The sequence below is a fragment of the Alkalinema sp. FACHB-956 genome, assembly GCF_014697025.1.
Lineage (GTDB): Bacteria > Cyanobacteriota > Cyanobacteriia > Leptolyngbyales > Leptolyngbyaceae > Alkalinema.
Window position 1 is genome coordinate 148,442 of sequence record NZ_JACJRC010000004.1, and the last position, 18,391, is coordinate 166,832.

An 18,391-nucleotide genomic window follows, 5' to 3' on the forward strand; every position below is an offset into this window, starting at 1 on the left:
TTTTTGATTTTCATTGCAGCAGGACGGTAGCATTTTCCATTGCCTATCGTCCGCTTTTTTTTGGCAATAGGAGGAACCGAGATTGTAGGATGATGGGATTCAGTGGGCGATGGTCATACTTGCGATCGAATCGACCCGTTGTCTAACCGTTGTCCAATCCCCTTCCCATTGCTCCACCGATGACGCTATCCTCCCTTGACGCATTTTGGATGCCCTTTACCGCCAATCGCCAGTTCAAAGCCAATCCAAGGCTGCTGGCCTCGGCCCAGGGCATGTATTACCAATCGGTGGATGGTCGGCAGATTTTAGATGGCACTGCGGGCCTCTGGTGTGTTAATGCAGGCCATTGCCGAGAACCCATCACCCAAGCGATTCAGAAACAGGCGGCCACCCTCGATTACGCGCCGACGTTTCAAATGGGTCACCCGATCGCCTTTGAATTGGCCGATCGTTTGTCGAAACTCTTACCGGGGGATCTCAACGCAGTCTTTTTTACAAACTCCGGCGCAGAATCCGTTGATACCGCCTTAAAAATCGCGATCGCCTACCACCGTGCTCGGGGAGATGCCAGCCGCACCCGCTTGATTGGTCGGGAACGGGGCTACCATGGCGTGGGCTTTGGGGGCATGTCTGTGGGGGGGATTGGCTCCAATCGTAAAGTGTTTGCTAGCAATCTCATTCCGGGTGTTGATCATTTACCCCACACGCACAATCTAGCGCAGAATGCATTTACCCCAGGGCAACCGGAATGGGGTGATCATTTGGCCGATGAGTTAGAACGGCTCGTTGCTCTGCACGATTCCTCCACAATTGCAGCCGTCATTGTCGAACCTGTTGCCGGATCAACGGGTGTTCTGATTCCACCTAAGGGATATCTGGAGCGGTTGCGAGCCCTGTGCGATCGCCATGGCATTCTTTTAATTTTTGATGAAGTGATTACCGGCTTTGGACGATTGGGCACAGCGTTTGCAGCGGACTATTTTGGCGTGATGCCCGATTTGATCACTGCTGCGAAAGGTCTGACCAACGGGACGATTCCCATGGGGGCTGTCTTCGCTCGACAATATATATATGATGCCTTTATGCAGGGGCCAGAAACCGCGATCGAACTGTTCCATGGCTATACCTATTCTGGCCATCCCCTAGCCTGTGCTGCCGCCCAAGCGACCTTAGAGATTTACGAACAGGAAGGATTGTTCGATCGGGCGCGGGAACTGGCTCCCTACTGGCAGGAAGCGGTGCATTCCCTCAAGGGCATTCCTGGCATTATCGACATTCGCAATCTGGGCTTAATGGCAGGCATTGAATTAGAACCTTACCCCAATCAACCGGGACAGCGCGCCTACCAAGCCTTGGTGAACTGTTTTGAGACCGGATTATTGATTCGTGTCACTGGCGACATTATTGCCCTATCGCCGCCTCTGATTGTGGAGAAATCCCAGATCGATCAAATGGTCGATCATCTGCGCAACATCTTAAAAACGCTGTAGCGAGGGCAGTATGAATCCCGTCTATTCCCTGGTGATTCCAATTTACAACGAGGAAGAAACCCTGCCGGAACTCTACAGCCGCTTACGATCGCTGATCGATCGATTGGATGGGCCAACGGAGTTGATTCTGGTCAATGATGGGAGTCGCGATCGTAGTTTGGCGATTCTGCGGCAATTGCATCATCAGGACGATCGGGTCTGTTACATTAACCTGGCCCGGAATTTTGGCCACCAAATTGCGGTGACTGCGGGCCTCAATTTTGTACGCGGCAAAGTGGCTGTGATTCTGGATGCCGATCTGCAAGATCCCCCGGAGTTGATTCCTGAAATGCTCGATCGCTGGCGGGAGGGCTATCAAGTCGTCTATGCCCAACGGCTGAAACGCCATCGCGAAGGCTGGTTTAAACGGACAACGGCCTATGTGTTCTATCGCCTGCTGAAACAGCTGGCCGATGTGGATATTCCCACGGATACCGGCGATTTTTGTCTGCTCGATCGCAGCGTGGTCGATATCCTCAACGCCATGCCGGAACGTAACCGTTATCTGCGAGGATTACGATCGTGGGTGGGGTTTCAGCAAACAGCGGTCACCTTTGAGCGCGATCCTCGGTTTGCGGGCGAGGTGAAATATACCTTTCGGAAGTCTTTGGCCCTAGCCATTAACGGGCTGGTTTCCTTTTCCCAGGTTCCCCTGCGCCTTTCGACCTATATGGGATTACTGGCCGCATTTGTGGCGCTATGCATGGCGGTGTTGGTGCTGTATTGGCGGATCTTTGTCCCGCACTCTCCCCTAACGGGTTTTACCTTGATTCTGGTGGCAATTTTCTTTTTAGGTGCAGTGCAACTGGTCAGCATTGGCATTCTGGGCGAATACATTGGGCGCATTTATGAACAGGTGCAGGGCCGTCCGCTGTATACCGTATCTGAAATCGCGGGTTTTACAGCCCTAGACTCGCCCTTGGCAGGGAACGCCCGATCTAGATCGAACGAATCTCAAGAGGCCAGATAGAAAAACAAGATGCATTGGGATATCCCTAAAAATGGGTCTACTCCCGAATACATCTCGTGTTAGCTCGAAGGACATCTTCAATTTTTCGCTGGCTGAATGCTGGTATCAGCACAAATTTTGATCCCCCGGATTCAGGCGGTGATGCTTCACCCCGCAGCATTCCCTGCGACCGAATTGCTGGAACTGCTAACCGCCTGTAATAGCGCCTCATCTTGCTGTTGCCACTGGGCAAAAATCGTTTCCCGTTCGTCCGTTGGAGGTACATAGCGATACACGCGCAGGCCACCCCGTCGCCCATCGGGAGCCCGATCGCGGGAAATGCAGACCAGTTTGACATCTAATTTATTCAGCAAGGCTTGAATCATGGTGATCGGAGCCATGCGATCGGTAATCTTCAGTCCGAATAACAGCTTGATATCTTGGCGATGGGCCAGGATCGTCGCGTGCATTTCCTGCACATCTAGGTCTGTTGATCTAGTTTTTCGTTCTGGATCGAGCAAGTTGACAACCCCTAGCGCTTTGAGGATTTCGACCTGTGCCGTCAACAGCTTTACATCCTGTAACGCCACATTGCCATTGCCGCGACTGAGATGATCTTCCCAGGCTTGTAAATCCCGCAACCGCACAAATAACGGATCGTGGATGAGATAGTAGTGCAGCCGTAACTGACTGTGCCACCCCTGCTCATCCTTGAGTGTTAACTCCGGTGTGATCGAAACGGGATAGCGGTTTTTCAGTTCATGTTTACGCTGACTATGACGTTGTTGCGTCGTGCGCGATCGGGTTTCTCGCATGGCCTGATATTCCTGACGGCTCAGTTCCGGTGACTCGGAAATGGCCTCAGCATCTGCCTGCTGGTTGTAATTACGAATCTCGGTGATTTGCTGGGCGATTCGATCGATCTGACCTAGGTCATGATTGACGGGCAAAAATTCAAATCCCGGCACTTGCCGTTGACCGCTGACTAATTCGTAATAGGCGACGGAAGAAGCCGTTGCGCCAAGAATTTTGTCTGCGTTATCGGTCACAACCACCAACTGATGACCTTCGCGACTCAGCCCGTTTTGCAATTCCCCTCGAAAATTCCACAGGGAGAAATTGACCCGTGCTGCCATTTTCGACCAAGTACGCAGGGCGATCGGATCGGTTTGGCGATCGAGATCAAAATCCACTTCCTTCAACAACATCACGTTATACTTCACGGCCTTGGTTGTGGATTGGGCAATGTCGCGATAGAAACAACTGCCGTTGCCAATTTTGCCGAGGCCGTATTTTGCCGACCAGACGTAACGAGGGACCTGATCGCGTACCCGTGCTAAGGATTGCCGTGACTCCGCATCGGACATCACCCCTTGGAAAATGCCAAAGACGGCTTGGAAATGGTTTTGTAGATCGATCGAAACGCCAGTTCCGATCGTCGGCGTTGCCAAGACGATGTCGTACTGGGCAATCTTGGCATTGATATCATTGGCGATGGCGTAGGCGGGGTGATCGGCGCTGGAAACCGTTTCACTATCAATCCGTAAAATCCGTTTTTCGGGAAAACGTTGGTGTAGGTAGGTTTCTAAATTGCGGGAACTCCAACGACTCTTTGCCTTTTGGGAATCCAAGCAAACAAAGACTGGGCCAAGTTCGATCGCCTGTTCCATCTTGGCAATTAACGGTGCAGGATTTTTTGTGTCATATATATAGGTGTGCTGGATTTTTGTTGGTTGCCAATTGTTGACGACGAGCCAAGGGGTGATCGGCGTTTCCGCCAAACTCAAAAGATAATCGACGCTAATGTCAGAGAGATCGGCATCCTGTGCCACAATCAACCCACCGCTAGACAGGACAACCTGCACCAATTCCTTCAGCGTTGCCAGAATTTTGACCCGCTGGCTGTAGCAAGTTGTACTGTTCAGCGCATGCCACAGCACTTGCTCGACTTCATCCAGAATGACGATCGCCCCTTCCCAGGCTTGTGGATCGAAATGCGCTTGGGAGAGGGGATGGAGCGAGTCAATGCAAAGGCCATAGCCGCGAAATTCAGTATTGTTCGCACTGCCATTGGTCAAGTTAGTAATCCAGTCAATGCCAAGACTATGGCAAATCGATCGCCCCAGTTGAATGCGGTGGGTAATCACGAGCACTTTACGATCGTCGGAGATCGCGCCCTGCACCAACCGCTGAAGTGAAGTCGTCTTGCCCGTTCCCTTGGGGCTTTTTAAGCAAACTAAACCCGTCGTTGGGTAATCAATTTCTCCTAAATAGGCTTGGCTTAACTGAACGGTGGGCGGATGCGTCAAAGCCCATAGCCGTCCAGCTTGCCAGTAATCTAACGTTTCCGCGTTGCGATACAGCGCTGCAAATTCCTCAACACCCCACTCCGCCACGAAATCATCGACCCCTTTTTGCGGCCCCGGCAAGGTAATGACCTTTACGGTACCACTAGCCCGATTTAGCAAGGTTCCTAATTTGGAAATGGCGATCGCGATCGCTTGCACAACCTTGGGACGGGTTTCAAAGTCAAAACAAATGTAGAAATCCCGACCCGATTTACCAGCATCATCCTGTGAGGGTGATTGGGTAAAAAACTCCAGTTCAGGAATTAACTGGTTGCCTTCCCGTCGGTATCCCCCAAAAATTCCCGGTAAGGCGATCGCGGCATAGCCCGCCGTCAGCAAGCAACCGGCCTTTTTTTCGCCTTCGGTTAACACCACGGGAACATTATTTTTCCAAACCCAATGCCAAAATCCGAGCTTCAGATCAGCTTTCGCAATGGCAATGCTCGATCGATCCGCAACCCTTTGCCAAACCTTAAACGGAACTTCCAATAACGTTAAACGACTGGAACCTTTGCCCAAACTGGGACTGAGGTATTTAGCCGGTTGTCCCTTTTCTCGATCGATCACTGGCGTATCGGCATCGGGTTTAAAGCGTCCCCACTGCATTTTTTGCCAGCCGTTCAGCGGATCAACGCCACTGACCCACCAGCCGCGTAGGTTAACCCGTGACTGTTGCCCAAACCGTTTTATCCCCCAGTTCAAACGTTCTGCGATGGGGTAACTCACTTCGTGGGAATAGCGATCGACGGCTGTGTCCGTCAGTGTTTCCACGTTTAATCGCACGATCGCCGGATCGACAGCGCTAGCAATCCACTCCTGTTCGTGGTCGGATGCAACGGCGCTGCCTAGGCGAGAAATCGCAGAATCCCAAGCTAAATCTCTAGAATTTGAATGCAGAAAACCGCGCGACTCTAGCCGAGAGCCGCAACTCCTGATACAATTCTTTTGCATAAGGACAGATATCCCAACGCAAATTGGGATGACAAGGTTGAACAAGTACCCCTTGGGCTAACTGTGGTAGGGAAGCGCGAGGGGTTTTGCTTTGGGAATTATTTGGGTGGTAGACCAGACAATTCCGGCAAGCGGGGAGGACAAGGTTAGTTTCAGAACAAGCTACAGAACAAGGTTCAAATGATTGAACAGGTTGTTGATTGACAAGTGGTTGATTGACAGGCTGTTGATTGACAAGTGGTTGACTTGTCGGTGATTTGACTGAGCTTGGTAAGAACTCAGCTTGGGTAGGTGGTAGCTACCCATCACGGGCAATACCGTAACACTGAAAATTTGGGATCTCAAGGGGTGATCGCAGCGGCAAGAGGGCTTGATCCGCAGGAGTTACAGTTAAGTGATCCGTAAAAGTTACAGGTAAATTGTGGACGGGAATGTTACAGGAAAGCCTGGATCACCCCAACCCTGATCGGTGAAAGTTGAACGAGAAAGTTACAGATCGCTGAATGATCCCAATGCAGATCAGTGGATCAGATCAGCCGATCTAGACGGGGGCGTTATGGGTGATAATTGGACGCGATCGTTACAGGTTTTCCCATTGCACCCGCTACAAAAACCGGATCCAAGTATCCGCTAAAGTCACAGATTTTTTTGATCAAAATATACGCAGGAGTTACGATCGTTTTCCTAGATGCAGTGTATTCTGACTACACGGAGTCACCACACCCCTAGATATGGTGTAGTGGTAAATCCGGATCCGGTTGTTCCTGCATTCCGGCTACAACCCCAAAATCCCCGCGATCGCTTGCCCCGTAATCTTTTGCTCGTTAGATCCTTCGCTAGATCATTTGCCAGATCATTCACCCATGTCTACCTCTGCATCCCATTCCCTGTGGAAAACTTCAACGGCTGCTTTTCCCGTCGATGGACAGTTGCTCATGCTATTGCCTCGGGCGGGGGCATCTTTGCGCAACCCCGATGTGCGATCGCCGATGTTTCGATCGGATCCAGATGGCTATTATTTGGAGATGCGGGTGGAGGCAGACACTACCGATAGTAGTGAAGTGGCAATTACGCGCCGAGTCCCCCTAGATAACCTGACGGAGGAGGCTTGGTACCAGCTCCAGGATGTTTATGCTCAACTGAATCTTGCGGGGTCTGGCAGCCTGGAAAAGGGCTTGAGTCAGGGTTTAACTCAAGTGGACGATCGTCGGATCCAAAGGTTGCTGAATGGTGTCATGACGTTTTTGAATCCGCGCCAGGTTGCAATTTTGCTCCATCTCTATGCCCTCGCCGCTCAGCAGGGGCAGCAGCCAACCCTAACGCTCCAGTCCAATGATTTGTTAGAAAAATTGGGCTACACCCGCACGAAGGATGGCGGATTTGCCTCGAAGTTGCGATCGCAACTACACCGGGATTTAGTCGCTCTCCATCGCACGGAATTAATGTTTTCCCACGCACCACGCAAGGGGGTGGCGAATCCCAAAATCAAGATTCAAAATATTCTGAAAATCCATGACTGGGAAGTGGGTGGTAAAGCCAAGAAATTTGATATTTTCCACGCGGCTGACTACACTTACGAATTAGCAGATTCCTATACGATCGAATTGCAATTTTTCGATGGCATTAGTCGTAGCAATGATTACCTACTGTTTCCCCATTCCTTTAACATCACACAACGCTTGGGTAACACGACGAAGAATGATTATAAAACGCGATTGTTAGTGTATTTAGCCAGTCGTATGAAATGGGATAATCCCCAGGATGGGCAATACATGATTATCTCGAAACAGTACTTGTTTAAAAATTTAGATCTCCTAGGCAGCAACAGTTCCCGCAATAATCAAATCTTCTGGCGCACGATCGAAGAATTGAAGCAGGAGCAGTATTTACTCGGTGCCCAGGAACTACCCGGTAAGCGCAAAATCAATAGCATTCAATTCCAAATCAATCCAGAAATGTTACGTTGCAGTTAGATCGCGATACAGTTAACTTTGGAATGTAATTTAGTGCAATTAGGGATCGATCGTAGTTTTGCTCAAGTTGGATTGTCAAAATCGTAGTTAACCGTAGAGCAATTCGCTATGACCTATCCCTCCGCTCAGCAATTATCCTTTGGGCAATTCGTGACTCAGTACGCTGAAGATTTGTACTATGAACTTGCTGACGGGAAATTGATCAGTATGGAACTCACTGGCCCCCATGAAACGGTTGGTGGAAAGCTAGCAACTTGCATTGGAATCGCGATCGCCCAGGCTCAACACCCTTGGTTTATTCCGCGCACTTGTCTTATCCGTCCCTTTGCAGAGGTGGCAACGGCCCGTCGCCCAGATATTGTGGTTCTTGATGAAACGGCACTGCCCAGCGAACCCCTCTGGCAACAACAGCCCGTCATCACCCTAGGTCGATCGATCAAACTAGTTGTGGAAGTAGTCAGTACCAACTGGGAAACGGACTACGCCCGTAAAGTGGAGGAATATGCCATGCTAGGCATTCCTGAATATTGGATTGTAGACTACCGGGGATTGGGTGGGGTTGCCTTTATTGGCAAACCTAAGCAACCGACTTTTACTGTCTGTCAGCTCCAAGGGGATGATTATGAGTTCCATCAATATCGGCTAGGAGAATGGATTCAATCCCCACTTTTACCCAACCTGCACCTTCGGTTGGACGATATTCTGCCCCGTTGAAATCCTGGTCTGAGAGATCCTAGTTCGCTCTTGCCCCCACTCTAATCGTTCTTATCTCAGTCATTCATCCGGCGAATATTCATGCAGCACCATTCGCCCCGTTTCCACAGCGCTGCCACAAACCAGCCATTGCCTTCCAGCGCATCCGCCACGGCCTTCGCTTGCTCCAGTAAAATGCCGCTGAGGATGCCCCAGGTTTCTTGCTTGACGATCGGCGTCCACTGGGGAATCAGTTCCACAATCACATGGGCGAGAATGTTACAAACAATGCCGTCAACGGGCTCTGGCACCATGTTGACTAGGGTTTCCACACTCCCTTCCGCCACGGATAAGCGGTTAGGATCCATTTGATTTAATTCAATATTTTCTAAGGTTGCCTTGACCGCGAGTGGATCCGTATCGACGGCATAGGCTTTCTTCGCGCCCATGAGTAGAGCACCCACGGAGAGAATTCCGGATCCACAGCCAATATCTGCAATAACAATCTTTTCGGGCTCTTCCGCCAAGCGCATTTCCAACGCTTCCAAACAAAGCTGCGTTGTGGCATGGTCTCCGGTGCCAAAGGCCACACCGGGTTCTAATTTCAGAATGATGCGATCGGTGTGTTCTGGCAGCGGTAACCAAGCTGGATGGATCAAAAGGCGATCGCCGATCTCCTGGGGTTGCCAATAGGCTTTCCAACTGCTGGCCCAATCTTCCTCGTCAATCAGGCTCCACCGCACAACGGGATGGGGCTGCTCCAGGCACAGCGCATCCTGGCGAATTTGCATGGCCAAGGCAGAGAGATCGAGGACATGGGCTTGAACCTGGGGTAAATAGCCAGAAACGACGGAAGAGGTTCCCATCCGTTGGCTTGAGGTGCCCTTACAACCAAATTCCTCCAAGCGCCAACACATTCCTTCTTCCAGGGGAATGGTGCACAAAACTTGAATTTCCCACCAACTATTTGCCATGGTTTGCCAGAGTTCCTAAATTTTGAGGAGAAAGGTCTGAGTTTTGAGTTTTGAAGTCCGGTTGTAGCGTCCCGGCAGTTAGCAAGCATCACCCAAAACTCAGGCTTTACTAGCTCAAAACGGTCGATCTCGGTTGATGTCCGATCGGTCATGCTGCGAAGCTAGCTGGGCAATCATGACCGATCGGGACAGGCGCTAGAGCGTCACAGTGTAGGCGTCTCGAATCCCCGAAATCCGTTTGATTTCCTCAACGGTATTCTCCGGCAGGGGATCATCCACCATCAGCACCATGACTGCATCACCCCGGACGATCTTCCGGCCCACTTGCATACTGGCGATATTGACATTCAGATCGCCCAACAGGGAGCCAATCCGGCCAATAATCCCAGGCATGTCGCGGTGCAGGGTGAACAGCATGTACTTGTTCGGCGGCACGTTGACCGGGAACTCATCAATGCTGATGACCCGCATTTCGCCATCCCCTAGCAGAGCCCCACTGACGGAATGCTCACCCAGGGCTCCTTTGGCCGTCAGCATCAGCGATCCGGAGTAATCCTTCACGGAAGCATCGCGCGTTTCAATCACATGGATGCCGCGCTCCTTGGCTTCGATGCTGGCGTTGACGTAGTTCACCCGCTCCTGCAAGGCATGGGACAGTAAGCCTTTTAGGGCTGCAATGACGATCGGTTGGCTTTGGTTCGTAGCTAGTTCGCCCCGCAGGCCGATGTTGAGGGAATCGATCCGACCTCCGGCCAATTGGCTGACCAGGTTGCCCAGGGTTTCGGCCAGTTGCAGGTAAGGCTTCAGCGCTTCCAACACATCCGGACGCAGACCGGGGATATTCACCGCCGATCGCGCGGGCAGTCCCAGCAACACATCCCGGATTTGCTCCGCAACGTCGATCGCCACATTCACCTGAGCCTCTTCCGTGGAAGCGCCCAAGTGGGGAGTCAGCACGAGATCTTTACCCAAGGCGCGCAGGGGCGATTCTCCCAGGGGCTCCGCGTCAAATACGTCCAGAGCGGCCCCGGCAATGCGACCTTCTTCTAGGGCTTTGGCCAGGGCAGCCTCGTTGATAATGCCCCCGCGAGCGCAGTTGATGATCCGTACCGTCGGCTTCATCTTGGCGATCGAGGTTTCATCGATCAAGTTGGCGGTTTCCGAGGTTTTGGGAATGTGCAGGGTAATGTAATCTGCCTCGCGCAGGAGGGTATCCAATTCCACGAGCTTACAGCCCAGTTGTTCGGCCCGTTCTTTGGAGATAAACGGGTCATAGGCCAGGATCGTCATGCCCATGGCTTTGGCAACGGTGGCAACGTGGGCACCGATCTTGCCTAGCCCCACGACCCCGAGAATTTTTTTATAGACTTCGACGCCCGTAAAGCTTTTGCGATCCCACTTCCCGGCCTTCATCGACTCATTGGCCGCCGGAATGTAGCGGGATAGGGACATCATCATCGCCAGAGTATGCTCGGCGGCGGCGATCGTGTTTCCTTCCGGCGAGTTGACGACCACAATCCCTTTGCGGGTGGCAGCGGGGACATCTACGTTATCAACCCCAACCCCTGCACGGCCAATGATTTTGAGGTTACTGCCCGCTTCGATAACGTCCTTAGTCACTCGCGTTCCAGACCGGATCATTAGCGCATCATACTCGCCAATGACTTTCACTAATTCCTCAGCAGACAGGCTGGTGTTGACGTCTACTTGGGCAACCTGGGACAGAATATCAATCCCGACCTGATCAATGGGATCAGAAACAAGAACCTTTGGCATAATCGCGGTGCTGCTAAGAGAACGCTGAAAACCTAATCTAATGGGCGATCGGCAGCGATCGTAAATGATTAGAAATTCCTCAGTAGGTTATTCTAAGGCATTGCGGCAACGGCCTTGGGAGAATTGACTAGAAGTTTTTGGGATTCCCCAAGCCGATAGAATGACTCTGGACAGATTCCCTGGGTTTAGCCCGGTTGGGATCCCCAGTTATCCAGGTCATTTTTGGTAATTTATGTCTGAACCAACTTCGCAATCCTCCACTAAGGGCGCAGACGCGATCGATGTCGCGATCGCCAATGGCATCGACTTTGACGGTTCGCCCATTCCTGCGGAAAAGCTCGATCTTTATCACAAGGTCATGGCTTTGGAGGCTGGACGGCAACGGAGCGGCGTTTCCAACACCATGCGTTCCCGGATTGTCCGCATCGGAGCCAAGCACATTCCCCAGGATGAGCTGAATCAAATGTTGGAAACGGCTGGATTTGCCACCCTCAAGGAAAAAGAAGTCGCCTTTTTCTACGGCGGCAAATAGTTGTAACCCAGTCGTTGCAAATGCTGTAGGCCGTTCTAAGTGATCCCGTGAAGAGCTAGGCGGGATATGCTTCCCGCTGCTCTTGCGATCGTGAGGATCTCCCAGAAACCCGCAGTCATTCTCGCTATCTTACAGGTACAAATGTTCGTTGTTGGCTAGGATTTTCCCGATCGCTTCATTACAATGGGGATAGTCAGTAGGCATATTCAGCAGCGATATTCAGCGAATTCTTGAAAACGAGTTCTCAAGCTAAGGGAGCGATCGCCATGGTTGCCAGTCGTCAGATCGACTACATCTCTCCAGAAGACTATCTAAAAGGCGAGCAACAGAGTCTCATTAAGCATGAATACGTCGATGGCGAGGTTTACGCCATGGCAGGGGCTAGTGATGCCCACGAAACGATCGGAGTTAATATTCCTATCTTGCTGATTCCCCATATGCGTAAACAGGGCTGTCGAGGCTATGGGGCAAACATGAAAACCCATGTGGCTCAACGCAACACCTATTACTACGCCGACTTTATCGTGACCTGCGATCCCCGCGATCGCGAAACAGATTATTTCAAGGCTCACCCGAAATTGGTGGTCGAAATTCTGTCCCCATCCACAGAAGCCTACGATTTTCCTTTGGAAACGCTACGCGATACGGGTAAGAAGTTTGAAACCTATCGGGAATTAGACTCTCTGGAAGAATATGTCTTGATTTCCCAGGATCGGGTGCTGGTGGAAATTTTTCGGCGCAATGCCCAGAATCGCTGGGAACTCTACACTTTCCAGGGAAAGGATGAATTGGAACTGGCTAGCATTGACTTTCGTTGCCCGGTGACGGCTCTTTATGAAGATGTGATTTTTCCGCCCCCTGCCCCGGAACCGCCCGGATCCAACCTGCAAACCCCTTGACTACCCCAGCGACCTCTGCATGAGTCTCCCCCTCGCCTACGCTGACCTTTGCGCCGCTGCCGATCGCCTTGCTGGAGTGGCCCATCGCACACCCGTTCTGACCTCTCAGCAGATCGATCGCCGCACGGGAGCCACCGTTTTTTTCAAGTGTGAAAATTTCCAGCGGACGGGATCCTTTAAATTTCGCGGTGCTTACAATGCCCTCGCCAGCTTAGATCCCACCCAACGGCAAGCAGGGGTGATCGCCTATTCCTCCGGTAACCATGGCCAAGCCTTAGCACTGGCGGGACAACTGCTGCAAACGCCCGTCACGATCGTCATGCCCAGTGATGCCCCAACGGTGAAGCAATCCGCCACCCAGGACTATGGTGCGGAGGTGATTCTCTACGATCGGGCCACCCAAAGCCGCGAAGCCGTCACCCAAGAACTGGCGGAAACTCGCGGTCTAACCCTGATCCCGCCCTTTGACTACATTCCCACCATGGCTGGCCAAGGCACCGCTGCCCAGGAATTAATCCAAGAAGTGGGCGATCTCGATTTTATGTTGGTCTGTGTAGGCGGAGGGGGGCTGATTTCCGGCTGCGCGATCGCCACCAAACATCTGTTACCCCACTGCCAAGTCATTGGTGTCGAACCTAAGTTGGCCGACGATGCCACCCGATCGTTTCAAACGGGAAAACTGCAACGGATTGAACAGTCCAACACGATCGCCGATGGAGCCAGAACGCCTAGCTTGGGGCAACTGACCTTTCCGATCGTCCTAGAACTTGTGGATGACATGGTGACGGTCAGCGATGCCGCGATCGCCCGATCGATGATCTACCTCTGGGAACGGCTGAAAATCGTCGTGGAACCGACCGGAGCCTTAGCCGCGACTGCGATCCTAGAAGGCGTCATCTCCCAACCCGGTGCCCGCATCGGGGTCATTGTGAGTGGCGGCAACTTGGACGTTCAGCAAGTCCCCAAATACCTGGCAAAAGCTACACCAAAAGAGCGGAAATCAACCAAACTTCCGCTCACCTGGGAACTTTCTTGAAATTGAATCGCCTTCAACCGAATTGCTTACGCTTCAACCCGAGGCAGACCCATACTGTAGTTGAGAGCCCGAGTGTTCAAGTTGTAGGAAATTTTTCCCTTGAGCAGCAAGTCTCGAACGAGATGTTCTAAATCGGAGCCAATCTTGCGCAGGTTGTAGTCCGTCAACTCTTCCCCGCTGTAGGATTCGACTAACCCATCAAACTTTTGGTACACCTGCTGGAGGGCATCATCGTTCCAAATGAATTCATTATCGGGATCAATATCCAGCGTTAAGACATTCTCACTGGGAATCAGCTCGTTGTCTTCAACTGAAGCCGTGAAGATGTGGATATGGCGCGTCGTGGATTTGAGCATCGTCATAGGGCTGAATTCCGTCAAACTAGAAAATTGACCTCTTGGTTATTGTAGTGCGATCGTCGATCGGATTTACTCCCATCAACCATTCCCATTTCTAATGTCTACAATTTTCTAGTGTCTAGGATCTGTCCGAGCCCGGAATGATCGAGTCCTCGATTGTGGTTGCAATTTATGAGGGTGTGTACTTGCAGGGTGTGTACTTGCAGGGTGTGTACTTGCAGGATTTGCGCTTGTAGGGTTTTCAGTTTAGGGTTTGCACTTTTTGTTCTGGCTGAGTTTGAGTACCATGCAATTTCTAAAGCTTCTATTCATCCGTCATGCAGAATCTACAGGCAATATTGAACGCCGTATGCAGGGACAAGGGGAATACCCGTTAACTAAGCATGGCAAACATCAGGCCGAAAAATTGGGTCAGGCATTGCTGAAAGAAGGTTGGATCCCCACCCATGTCTACAGTAGCCCGCTGCGCCGTACTCTGCAAACCACCAAGCTAGCCCTTGCGCCGTTTCAAAGTCATCCCCCCGCCTACATTAGCGATCTCACCAATGCCCCCAGTACTTCGGATGTGGATGCGGAGCCAGTCATCATTACTTATATGGATGACTTGAAGGAGTTTCACAATGGCATCTTTCAAGGACTGACCTGGTCTGAGGCGCGCATTCGTTATCCTGACCTGTGCCACAAGTTGGAATCTACTCCTGATTGGATCCCGGTGCCCGAAGCGGAAACCTTACAGGAAATTCGCGATCGTGCCCATCGCTTCATCCAAAAAATTCTGACGCGCCATAGAAATGGCGATCGCCTCTGGATTGTTACCCACAGCGGATTTCTACCCCATTTAATTGCGGAAGTATTGGGGGTCGATCGCAGTTGGCGCATTTCCTCCCACAACACGGCCATGTTTGAGTTCTGGATCGACCACGATCGCTGGCACCTTGACAATGAAAATCGCTATAACACCGACCTTTGGCAAATTCGACGATTCAATGACTACCGCCACCTTACAGAGAATCCCTAATTGCTTTTTCTCAACAGCGGGGCGATCGGGCACCCACTCATTCTCAGCCGATTTTTCTACAGCCGTTTTGATCCCTAGCGGGTATGATGAACACTAAATTCCGTTGCTCGGAACTCGATCGTCAGGTTTTTCTTTCTTGTTGCTCTAGAAAGTCCCGCCCTAATGTCTACCACCGTGAACCCAGCCAACGATATTCGGAAACAAGCCCACCAAGGTAGCGTTGCTGCCATCATTCAAGTTCTGAATGATGAATTGGCAGATTTAGGGGTTCGGACTCGTGCGGTGTTTGATAATCGGGTGTTGCAGTTGCTCTGTGAAGCGGAAACGGAAGAGCAACTCTCGGTGGAAGTGCTGCCCCAGCGGGTTAAAACGATTTTAGAAGAGATTTCTCCCCGCAGTATTCGCCGCGTGAATATCAACAGCCGCATTGTAAGAGAGCAACAGCTGCTGTGGTTGGATGAAATTAATCGCGATCCGGATAGTCAAGTGTTGTGGTCTAAGGAAATCACGTTGGCTCGGCAAAATGTCATCAAGTATTTCTTTGAGGATGTGCAAGCATCTCTCTCTGGCCCATCCACCAGTTTCCACAGTCACTCGCCTCGACAACAGCGCGAAAAACAACAATTTTGGCGCGGAACGGTGAGTGGGTTGGGGCTGAGCGTTTTGCTGTTATTGCTCGGAGGGGGACTTTTCTATTGGCTCAAAGGTGCCTCCAACGAAACAGTTGCGACCAATTCCACCACGAGTTCTACCAATGCTTCTCCGGTTGCAGTTGCGCCCAGCCCCGCCACAACCAATGCTTCCACCGCAGTCGTGAAGACGGCGACCTCTCCAGTGGCCAATCCCGGCAATTCCGCGATCGCTGATCCGTTTGCGGCTGCGGTGCGGTTGGCCGAAGAAGCATCCACTGAGGGCACGAAGGCGCAGGCTCCTGGGGAATGGCAAGCGATCGCGGACAAGTGGGGTAAAGCTTCGGAGTTAATGGCCCAAGTTCCCACTAGCGATAAACGGTACAGTGTGGCGCAGGATCGGACAGGTCGTTATAAAAACAATCAAACGGCAGCTCTCCAGAAAGCCCGTTAATGCTCCGTGATTGCAGAATCCGCCTAATCCACGCTGCGACTGCGTTTGCGGATCCCATTGGCGGTCGATCGCGGATCTGGGGTTGATCTAGGGTCGGTCGATCGGGCTGTCGGGATCGCGACCGGGGCATCTTGGAGTAATCTGGCTGCTTGGTGATGCTGCTGAAAATACTTCTGCCATTCATTCGGGGCATCCATGGTTTCGCCCCCATGCTGGGTATGCCGTTTGCGGACTTGGCAGAGCACGGGGGTATTCACACAAGCTCCGGACACAATCACCTGCCCCTTGGTTAAAGCAGGCAGCTCCTTCAATAAATCGCGCCCCGCCGCCTCGACGCCATATTTCAAACTATCTTGATCGACTGGATTGATGATGCGCATGATGAATTGGCTCATGCATTGGGACAGCACATCGGAATCAATTTTGCCAGGACGTTGGGTAATCAATCCCACCCCAAGGCCAAACTTTCTGCCCTCACTCAGGATAGTTCGTAGAATCATTTTGCAGCGGGAGGGCTCGTGGGCCGGAGCGAAGCGGTGGGCTTCTTCCAGCAGGATAAAGACTGGGTAGGGTAAATAGTTTTCATCGCCCCGATCGACCAATTGCCGATGGGTATTCATGCGGGCTTGATTGGTTTGGCGCAAAACGGCTGCGCAGATGACTTGCTGCTCTTCTTGACTAATTTCATTCATTTGCAGCACCGTGACTTGGCCGGGACGAAATAGATCGCGGGGAGCCACGGAATGTTCAAAGGTATGGAAATACTTCGATCGCTCCAACGCTTCCAGCTTCCACTCCAATGCGGGGGCCGAAGATCCCTTTTTCTCATTGCCCTCATCATCCATTTGGGTATCGGCTTCATTCACCGCTGCGATCAAATCCTGGACGCCCCATCGGAATTCCCCTTTTCGATGTTTGCCCAGGATCCGGAAGGCTTTGTTTAAGATCGCCTGCTGCCGTTCAGTCATTCCGGGCAACAGTGTCAATAAATCGTAGTAATCCAGCGAGGACATGCGAATCCGAATATCCTCGGGGGTCAGAACTTTGACCTCGGGTTGATAGCCATCCTCTCCCCGAAATTTCTCATGGGTTTGCAACTCCTGCAACGTGCCATATTCTCCATGGGGATCAAAAATCAAGACCGCTGCCCGGTTATTCGGGGCCAGTAGCTCTTCAATCAAGACTCCCGCTGTGTAAGATTTACCGGATCCCGTGCCCGCCAGAATGGCCATATGGGTACTGACCAATTCTTTGACATCGAGGGCGATTTGGACCGCTCCTTGGTCGCGGAGTAAAATAGAGCCGATCAGGGCGGCCCCCGTTTCTCCAGGCTGCTTTTTATTCAGAATCCCCTGGAGCATGGCATCATCGGCCAGAAATACTTTGGCTCCGGGATTGGGAGATCGCCGAGGGTTCATAAAGCCCAAGCCTTTTTGGAAGTGCCCAATCACATCCACGCTGACTTGATAAATCTCTGGATTCTTTTCAGTAAATCCGACTAAGGCCGCGATCGCCTGGGGACTAATTTCCGTGTCGGCAAAGAGGCGATCGGGTAAATGCTCAATCAGCCGCAGTTCCGAAATCTTGCCTAAAATTTGCAGGTTTTTTTCTACGTCCTGTACCTGATAGTAAACATACTCGCCGATTTTGACATGGCGGTTGTTCGAAGTAATGAAAACGTATTGGTTCCCGTTTTCACCGGGGCCTTTCACCGTCCCCACCACAGCTGCTGCGGAAAAATCAGGCCCAGAAGTCATGACTACCTGCTAGGGATTACCAACAAACTTATTTCGTTCAAGTGTACTATACTAACCGATCGATGGGATTCCAACCCAATTTATGTCAGCTTGAGATTCAGCGTGATGTCAGCCAATAACCCATAGCCCCGCCATTGAGCCCCGCTATTCTGATTCTGTATTCCGATTTTGTGTATCTTTAAGGACGTCCCTGACATATTCGGTTGTCAGCCTCAGTTGTCAGCTTCAGTCGTCAGCTTCATTGAAGATCTACGCTGTTTGGGTGATCATTCACCACCGTTCTAGAGCCAGACAACCCACGATTGAATTGGATCGTAGAGATTTAATTCAGAATTGTGGAATCGTAGGGAAATTACGGATACAGTCTACGATGTCACACTGTAATCTGAAAGATATTCATTGCTAATTTGCTGTTGATGTGAGGGTGCCACAGTACACCATCAAGGATCCTGAAAATTTTCAGGATCAGCGAAAAGGGTACAAGCCAAGTGGTTGACCTCCAGGCCCAGAGATA

14 protein-coding genes are annotated in these 18,391 nt (G+C 51.5%); 9 read left to right on the plus strand and 5 right to left on the minus strand.

The features are described 5' to 3' along the window. Positions 1-179 precede the first annotated feature (179 nt). Together H6G21_RS07650 and H6G21_RS07655 are read left to right on the plus strand one after the other, a co-directional pair. Positions 180-1,490 (plus strand): aspartate aminotransferase family protein, encoded by a 1,311-nt coding sequence (locus H6G21_RS07650; protein WP_190572281.1) that lies wholly within the window; start codon positions 180-182, stop codon positions 1,488-1,490. Between the two features lie 10 nt (positions 1,491-1,500). Then, positions 1,501-2,499, plus strand: a complete 999-nt coding sequence (locus H6G21_RS07655; RefSeq protein ID WP_190572283.1) for a glycosyltransferase family 2 protein — start codon at positions 1,501-1,503, stop codon at positions 2,497-2,499. 146 nt (positions 2,500-2,645) lie between these two features. Here H6G21_RS07655 and H6G21_RS07660 read toward each other — a convergent pair whose 3' ends face one another. Next, the gene (locus H6G21_RS07660; protein ID WP_190572286.1) at positions 2,646-5,777 is read right to left on the minus strand and encodes a plasmid replication protein, CyRepA1 family; all 3,132 of its coding nucleotides are present in this window, start codon (positions 5,775-5,777) and stop codon (positions 2,646-2,648) included. An 863-nt stretch (positions 5,778-6,640) separates the two neighbouring features. Here H6G21_RS07660 and H6G21_RS07665 point away from each other — a divergent pair. Then, positions 6,641-7,750 carry a hypothetical protein gene (locus H6G21_RS07665; protein ID WP_190572287.1) on the plus strand — a complete coding sequence of 370 codons (1,110 nt, stop codon included), beginning with the start codon at positions 6,641-6,643 and terminating at the stop codon, positions 7,748-7,750. Positions 7,751-7,858: 108 nt separating this feature from the next. Then, the gene (locus H6G21_RS07670; RefSeq protein ID WP_190572289.1) at positions 7,859-8,464 is read left to right on the plus strand and encodes a Uma2 family endonuclease; all 606 of its coding nucleotides are present in this window, start codon (positions 7,859-7,861) and stop codon (positions 8,462-8,464) included. 56 nt (positions 8,465-8,520) lie between these two features. Here the strand turns inward: H6G21_RS07670 and prmA are convergent, their stop codons facing one another. Together prmA and serA are read right to left on the minus strand one after the other, a co-directional pair. After that, entirely contained in the window at positions 8,521-9,417 is an 897-nt protein-coding gene (gene prmA, locus H6G21_RS07675; RefSeq protein ID WP_190572291.1) for a 50S ribosomal protein L11 methyltransferase, read from the minus strand. A 195-nt stretch (positions 9,418-9,612) separates the two neighbouring features. Beyond that, entirely contained in the window at positions 9,613-11,193 is a 1,581-nt protein-coding gene (gene serA / locus H6G21_RS07680; RefSeq protein WP_190572293.1) for a phosphoglycerate dehydrogenase, read from the minus strand. 232 nt (positions 11,194-11,425) lie between these two features. Here serA and H6G21_RS07685 point away from each other — a divergent pair, with 232 nt between their 5' ends. The 3 genes from H6G21_RS07685 to H6G21_RS07695 all read left to right on the plus strand — a co-directional run bounded on the left by H6G21_RS07685 (position 11,426) and on the right by H6G21_RS07695 (position 13,660). After that, positions 11,426-11,725, plus strand: coding sequence for a DUF4090 family protein (locus H6G21_RS07685; RefSeq protein WP_190572295.1), 300 nt, complete (start codon positions 11,426-11,428; stop codon positions 11,723-11,725). A 230-nt stretch (positions 11,726-11,955) separates the two neighbouring features. Continuing rightward, the gene (locus H6G21_RS07690; protein ID WP_242041708.1) at positions 11,956-12,624 is read left to right on the plus strand and encodes a Uma2 family endonuclease; all 669 of its coding nucleotides are present in this window, start codon (positions 11,956-11,958) and stop codon (positions 12,622-12,624) included. 19 nt (positions 12,625-12,643) lie between these two features. Further along, entirely contained in the window at positions 12,644-13,660 is a 1,017-nt protein-coding gene (locus H6G21_RS07695; protein WP_190572296.1) for a threo-3-hydroxy-L-aspartate ammonia-lyase, read from the plus strand. A 26-nt stretch (positions 13,661-13,686) separates the two neighbouring features. Here the strand turns inward: H6G21_RS07695 and H6G21_RS07700 are convergent, their stop codons facing one another. Further along, positions 13,687-14,016 carry an NAD(P)H-quinone oxidoreductase subunit M gene (locus H6G21_RS07700; protein WP_190572486.1) on the minus strand — a complete coding sequence of 110 codons (330 nt, stop codon included), beginning with the start codon at positions 14,014-14,016 and terminating at the stop codon, positions 13,687-13,689. A gap of 289 nt (positions 14,017-14,305) precedes the next feature. On the opposite strand from H6G21_RS07700, the gene H6G21_RS07705 reads away from it, so the two are divergent. Beyond that, complete coding sequence (locus H6G21_RS07705) at positions 14,306-15,037, plus strand: histidine phosphatase family protein (RefSeq protein ID WP_190572298.1); 732 nt, start codon at positions 14,306-14,308, stop codon at positions 15,035-15,037. A gap of 162 nt (positions 15,038-15,199) precedes the next feature. Beyond that, positions 15,200-16,120 carry a hypothetical protein gene (locus H6G21_RS07710; protein WP_190572299.1) on the plus strand — a complete coding sequence of 307 codons (921 nt, stop codon included), beginning with the start codon at positions 15,200-15,202 and terminating at the stop codon, positions 16,118-16,120. Between the two features lie 23 nt (positions 16,121-16,143). On the opposite strand, the gene H6G21_RS07715 is transcribed toward H6G21_RS07710, so the two are convergent. Further along, positions 16,144-17,877, minus strand: a complete 1,734-nt coding sequence (locus tag H6G21_RS07715; protein ID WP_190572301.1) for an ATP-binding protein — start codon at positions 17,875-17,877, stop codon at positions 16,144-16,146. Positions 17,878-18,391: the final 514 nt, after the last annotated feature.

What these genes read in the sequence shown, in the direction of transcription:
- H6G21_RS07650 (WP_190572281.1), top strand. Translation starts at nt 180, where the DNA reads ATGACGCTATCCTCCCTTGACGCATTTTGGATGCCCTTTACCGCCAAT.
- H6G21_RS07655 (WP_190572283.1), top strand. Translation starts at nt 1,501, where the DNA reads ATGAATCCCGTCTATTCCCTGGTGATTCCAATTTACAACGAGGAAGAA.
- H6G21_RS07660 (WP_190572286.1), bottom strand. Translation starts at nt 5,777, where the DNA reads ATGCAAAAGAATTGTATCAGGAGTTGCGGCTCTCGGCTAGAGTCGCGC.
- H6G21_RS07665 (WP_190572287.1), top strand. Translation starts at nt 6,641, where the DNA reads ATGTCTACCTCTGCATCCCATTCCCTGTGGAAAACTTCAACGGCTGCT.
- H6G21_RS07670 (WP_190572289.1), top strand. Translation starts at nt 7,859, where the DNA reads ATGACCTATCCCTCCGCTCAGCAATTATCCTTTGGGCAATTCGTGACT.
- prmA (WP_190572291.1), bottom strand. Translation starts at nt 9,417, where the DNA reads ATGGCAAATAGTTGGTGGGAAATTCAAGTTTTGTGCACCATTCCCCTG.
- serA (WP_190572293.1), bottom strand. Translation starts at nt 11,193, where the DNA reads ATGCCAAAGGTTCTTGTTTCTGATCCCATTGATCAGGTCGGGATTGAT.
- H6G21_RS07685 (WP_190572295.1), top strand. Translation starts at nt 11,426, where the DNA reads ATGTCTGAACCAACTTCGCAATCCTCCACTAAGGGCGCAGACGCGATC.
- H6G21_RS07695 (WP_190572296.1), top strand. Translation starts at nt 12,644, where the DNA reads ATGAGTCTCCCCCTCGCCTACGCTGACCTTTGCGCCGCTGCCGATCGC.
- H6G21_RS07700 (WP_190572486.1), bottom strand. Translation starts at nt 14,016, where the DNA reads ATGCTCAAATCCACGACGCGCCATATCCACATCTTCACGGCTTCAGTT.
- H6G21_RS07705 (WP_190572298.1), top strand. Translation starts at nt 14,306, where the DNA reads ATGCAATTTCTAAAGCTTCTATTCATCCGTCATGCAGAATCTACAGGC.
- H6G21_RS07710 (WP_190572299.1), top strand. Translation starts at nt 15,200, where the DNA reads ATGTCTACCACCGTGAACCCAGCCAACGATATTCGGAAACAAGCCCAC.
- H6G21_RS07715 (WP_190572301.1), bottom strand. Translation starts at nt 17,877, where the DNA reads ATGACTTCTGGGCCTGATTTTTCCGCAGCAGCTGTGGTGGGGACGGTG.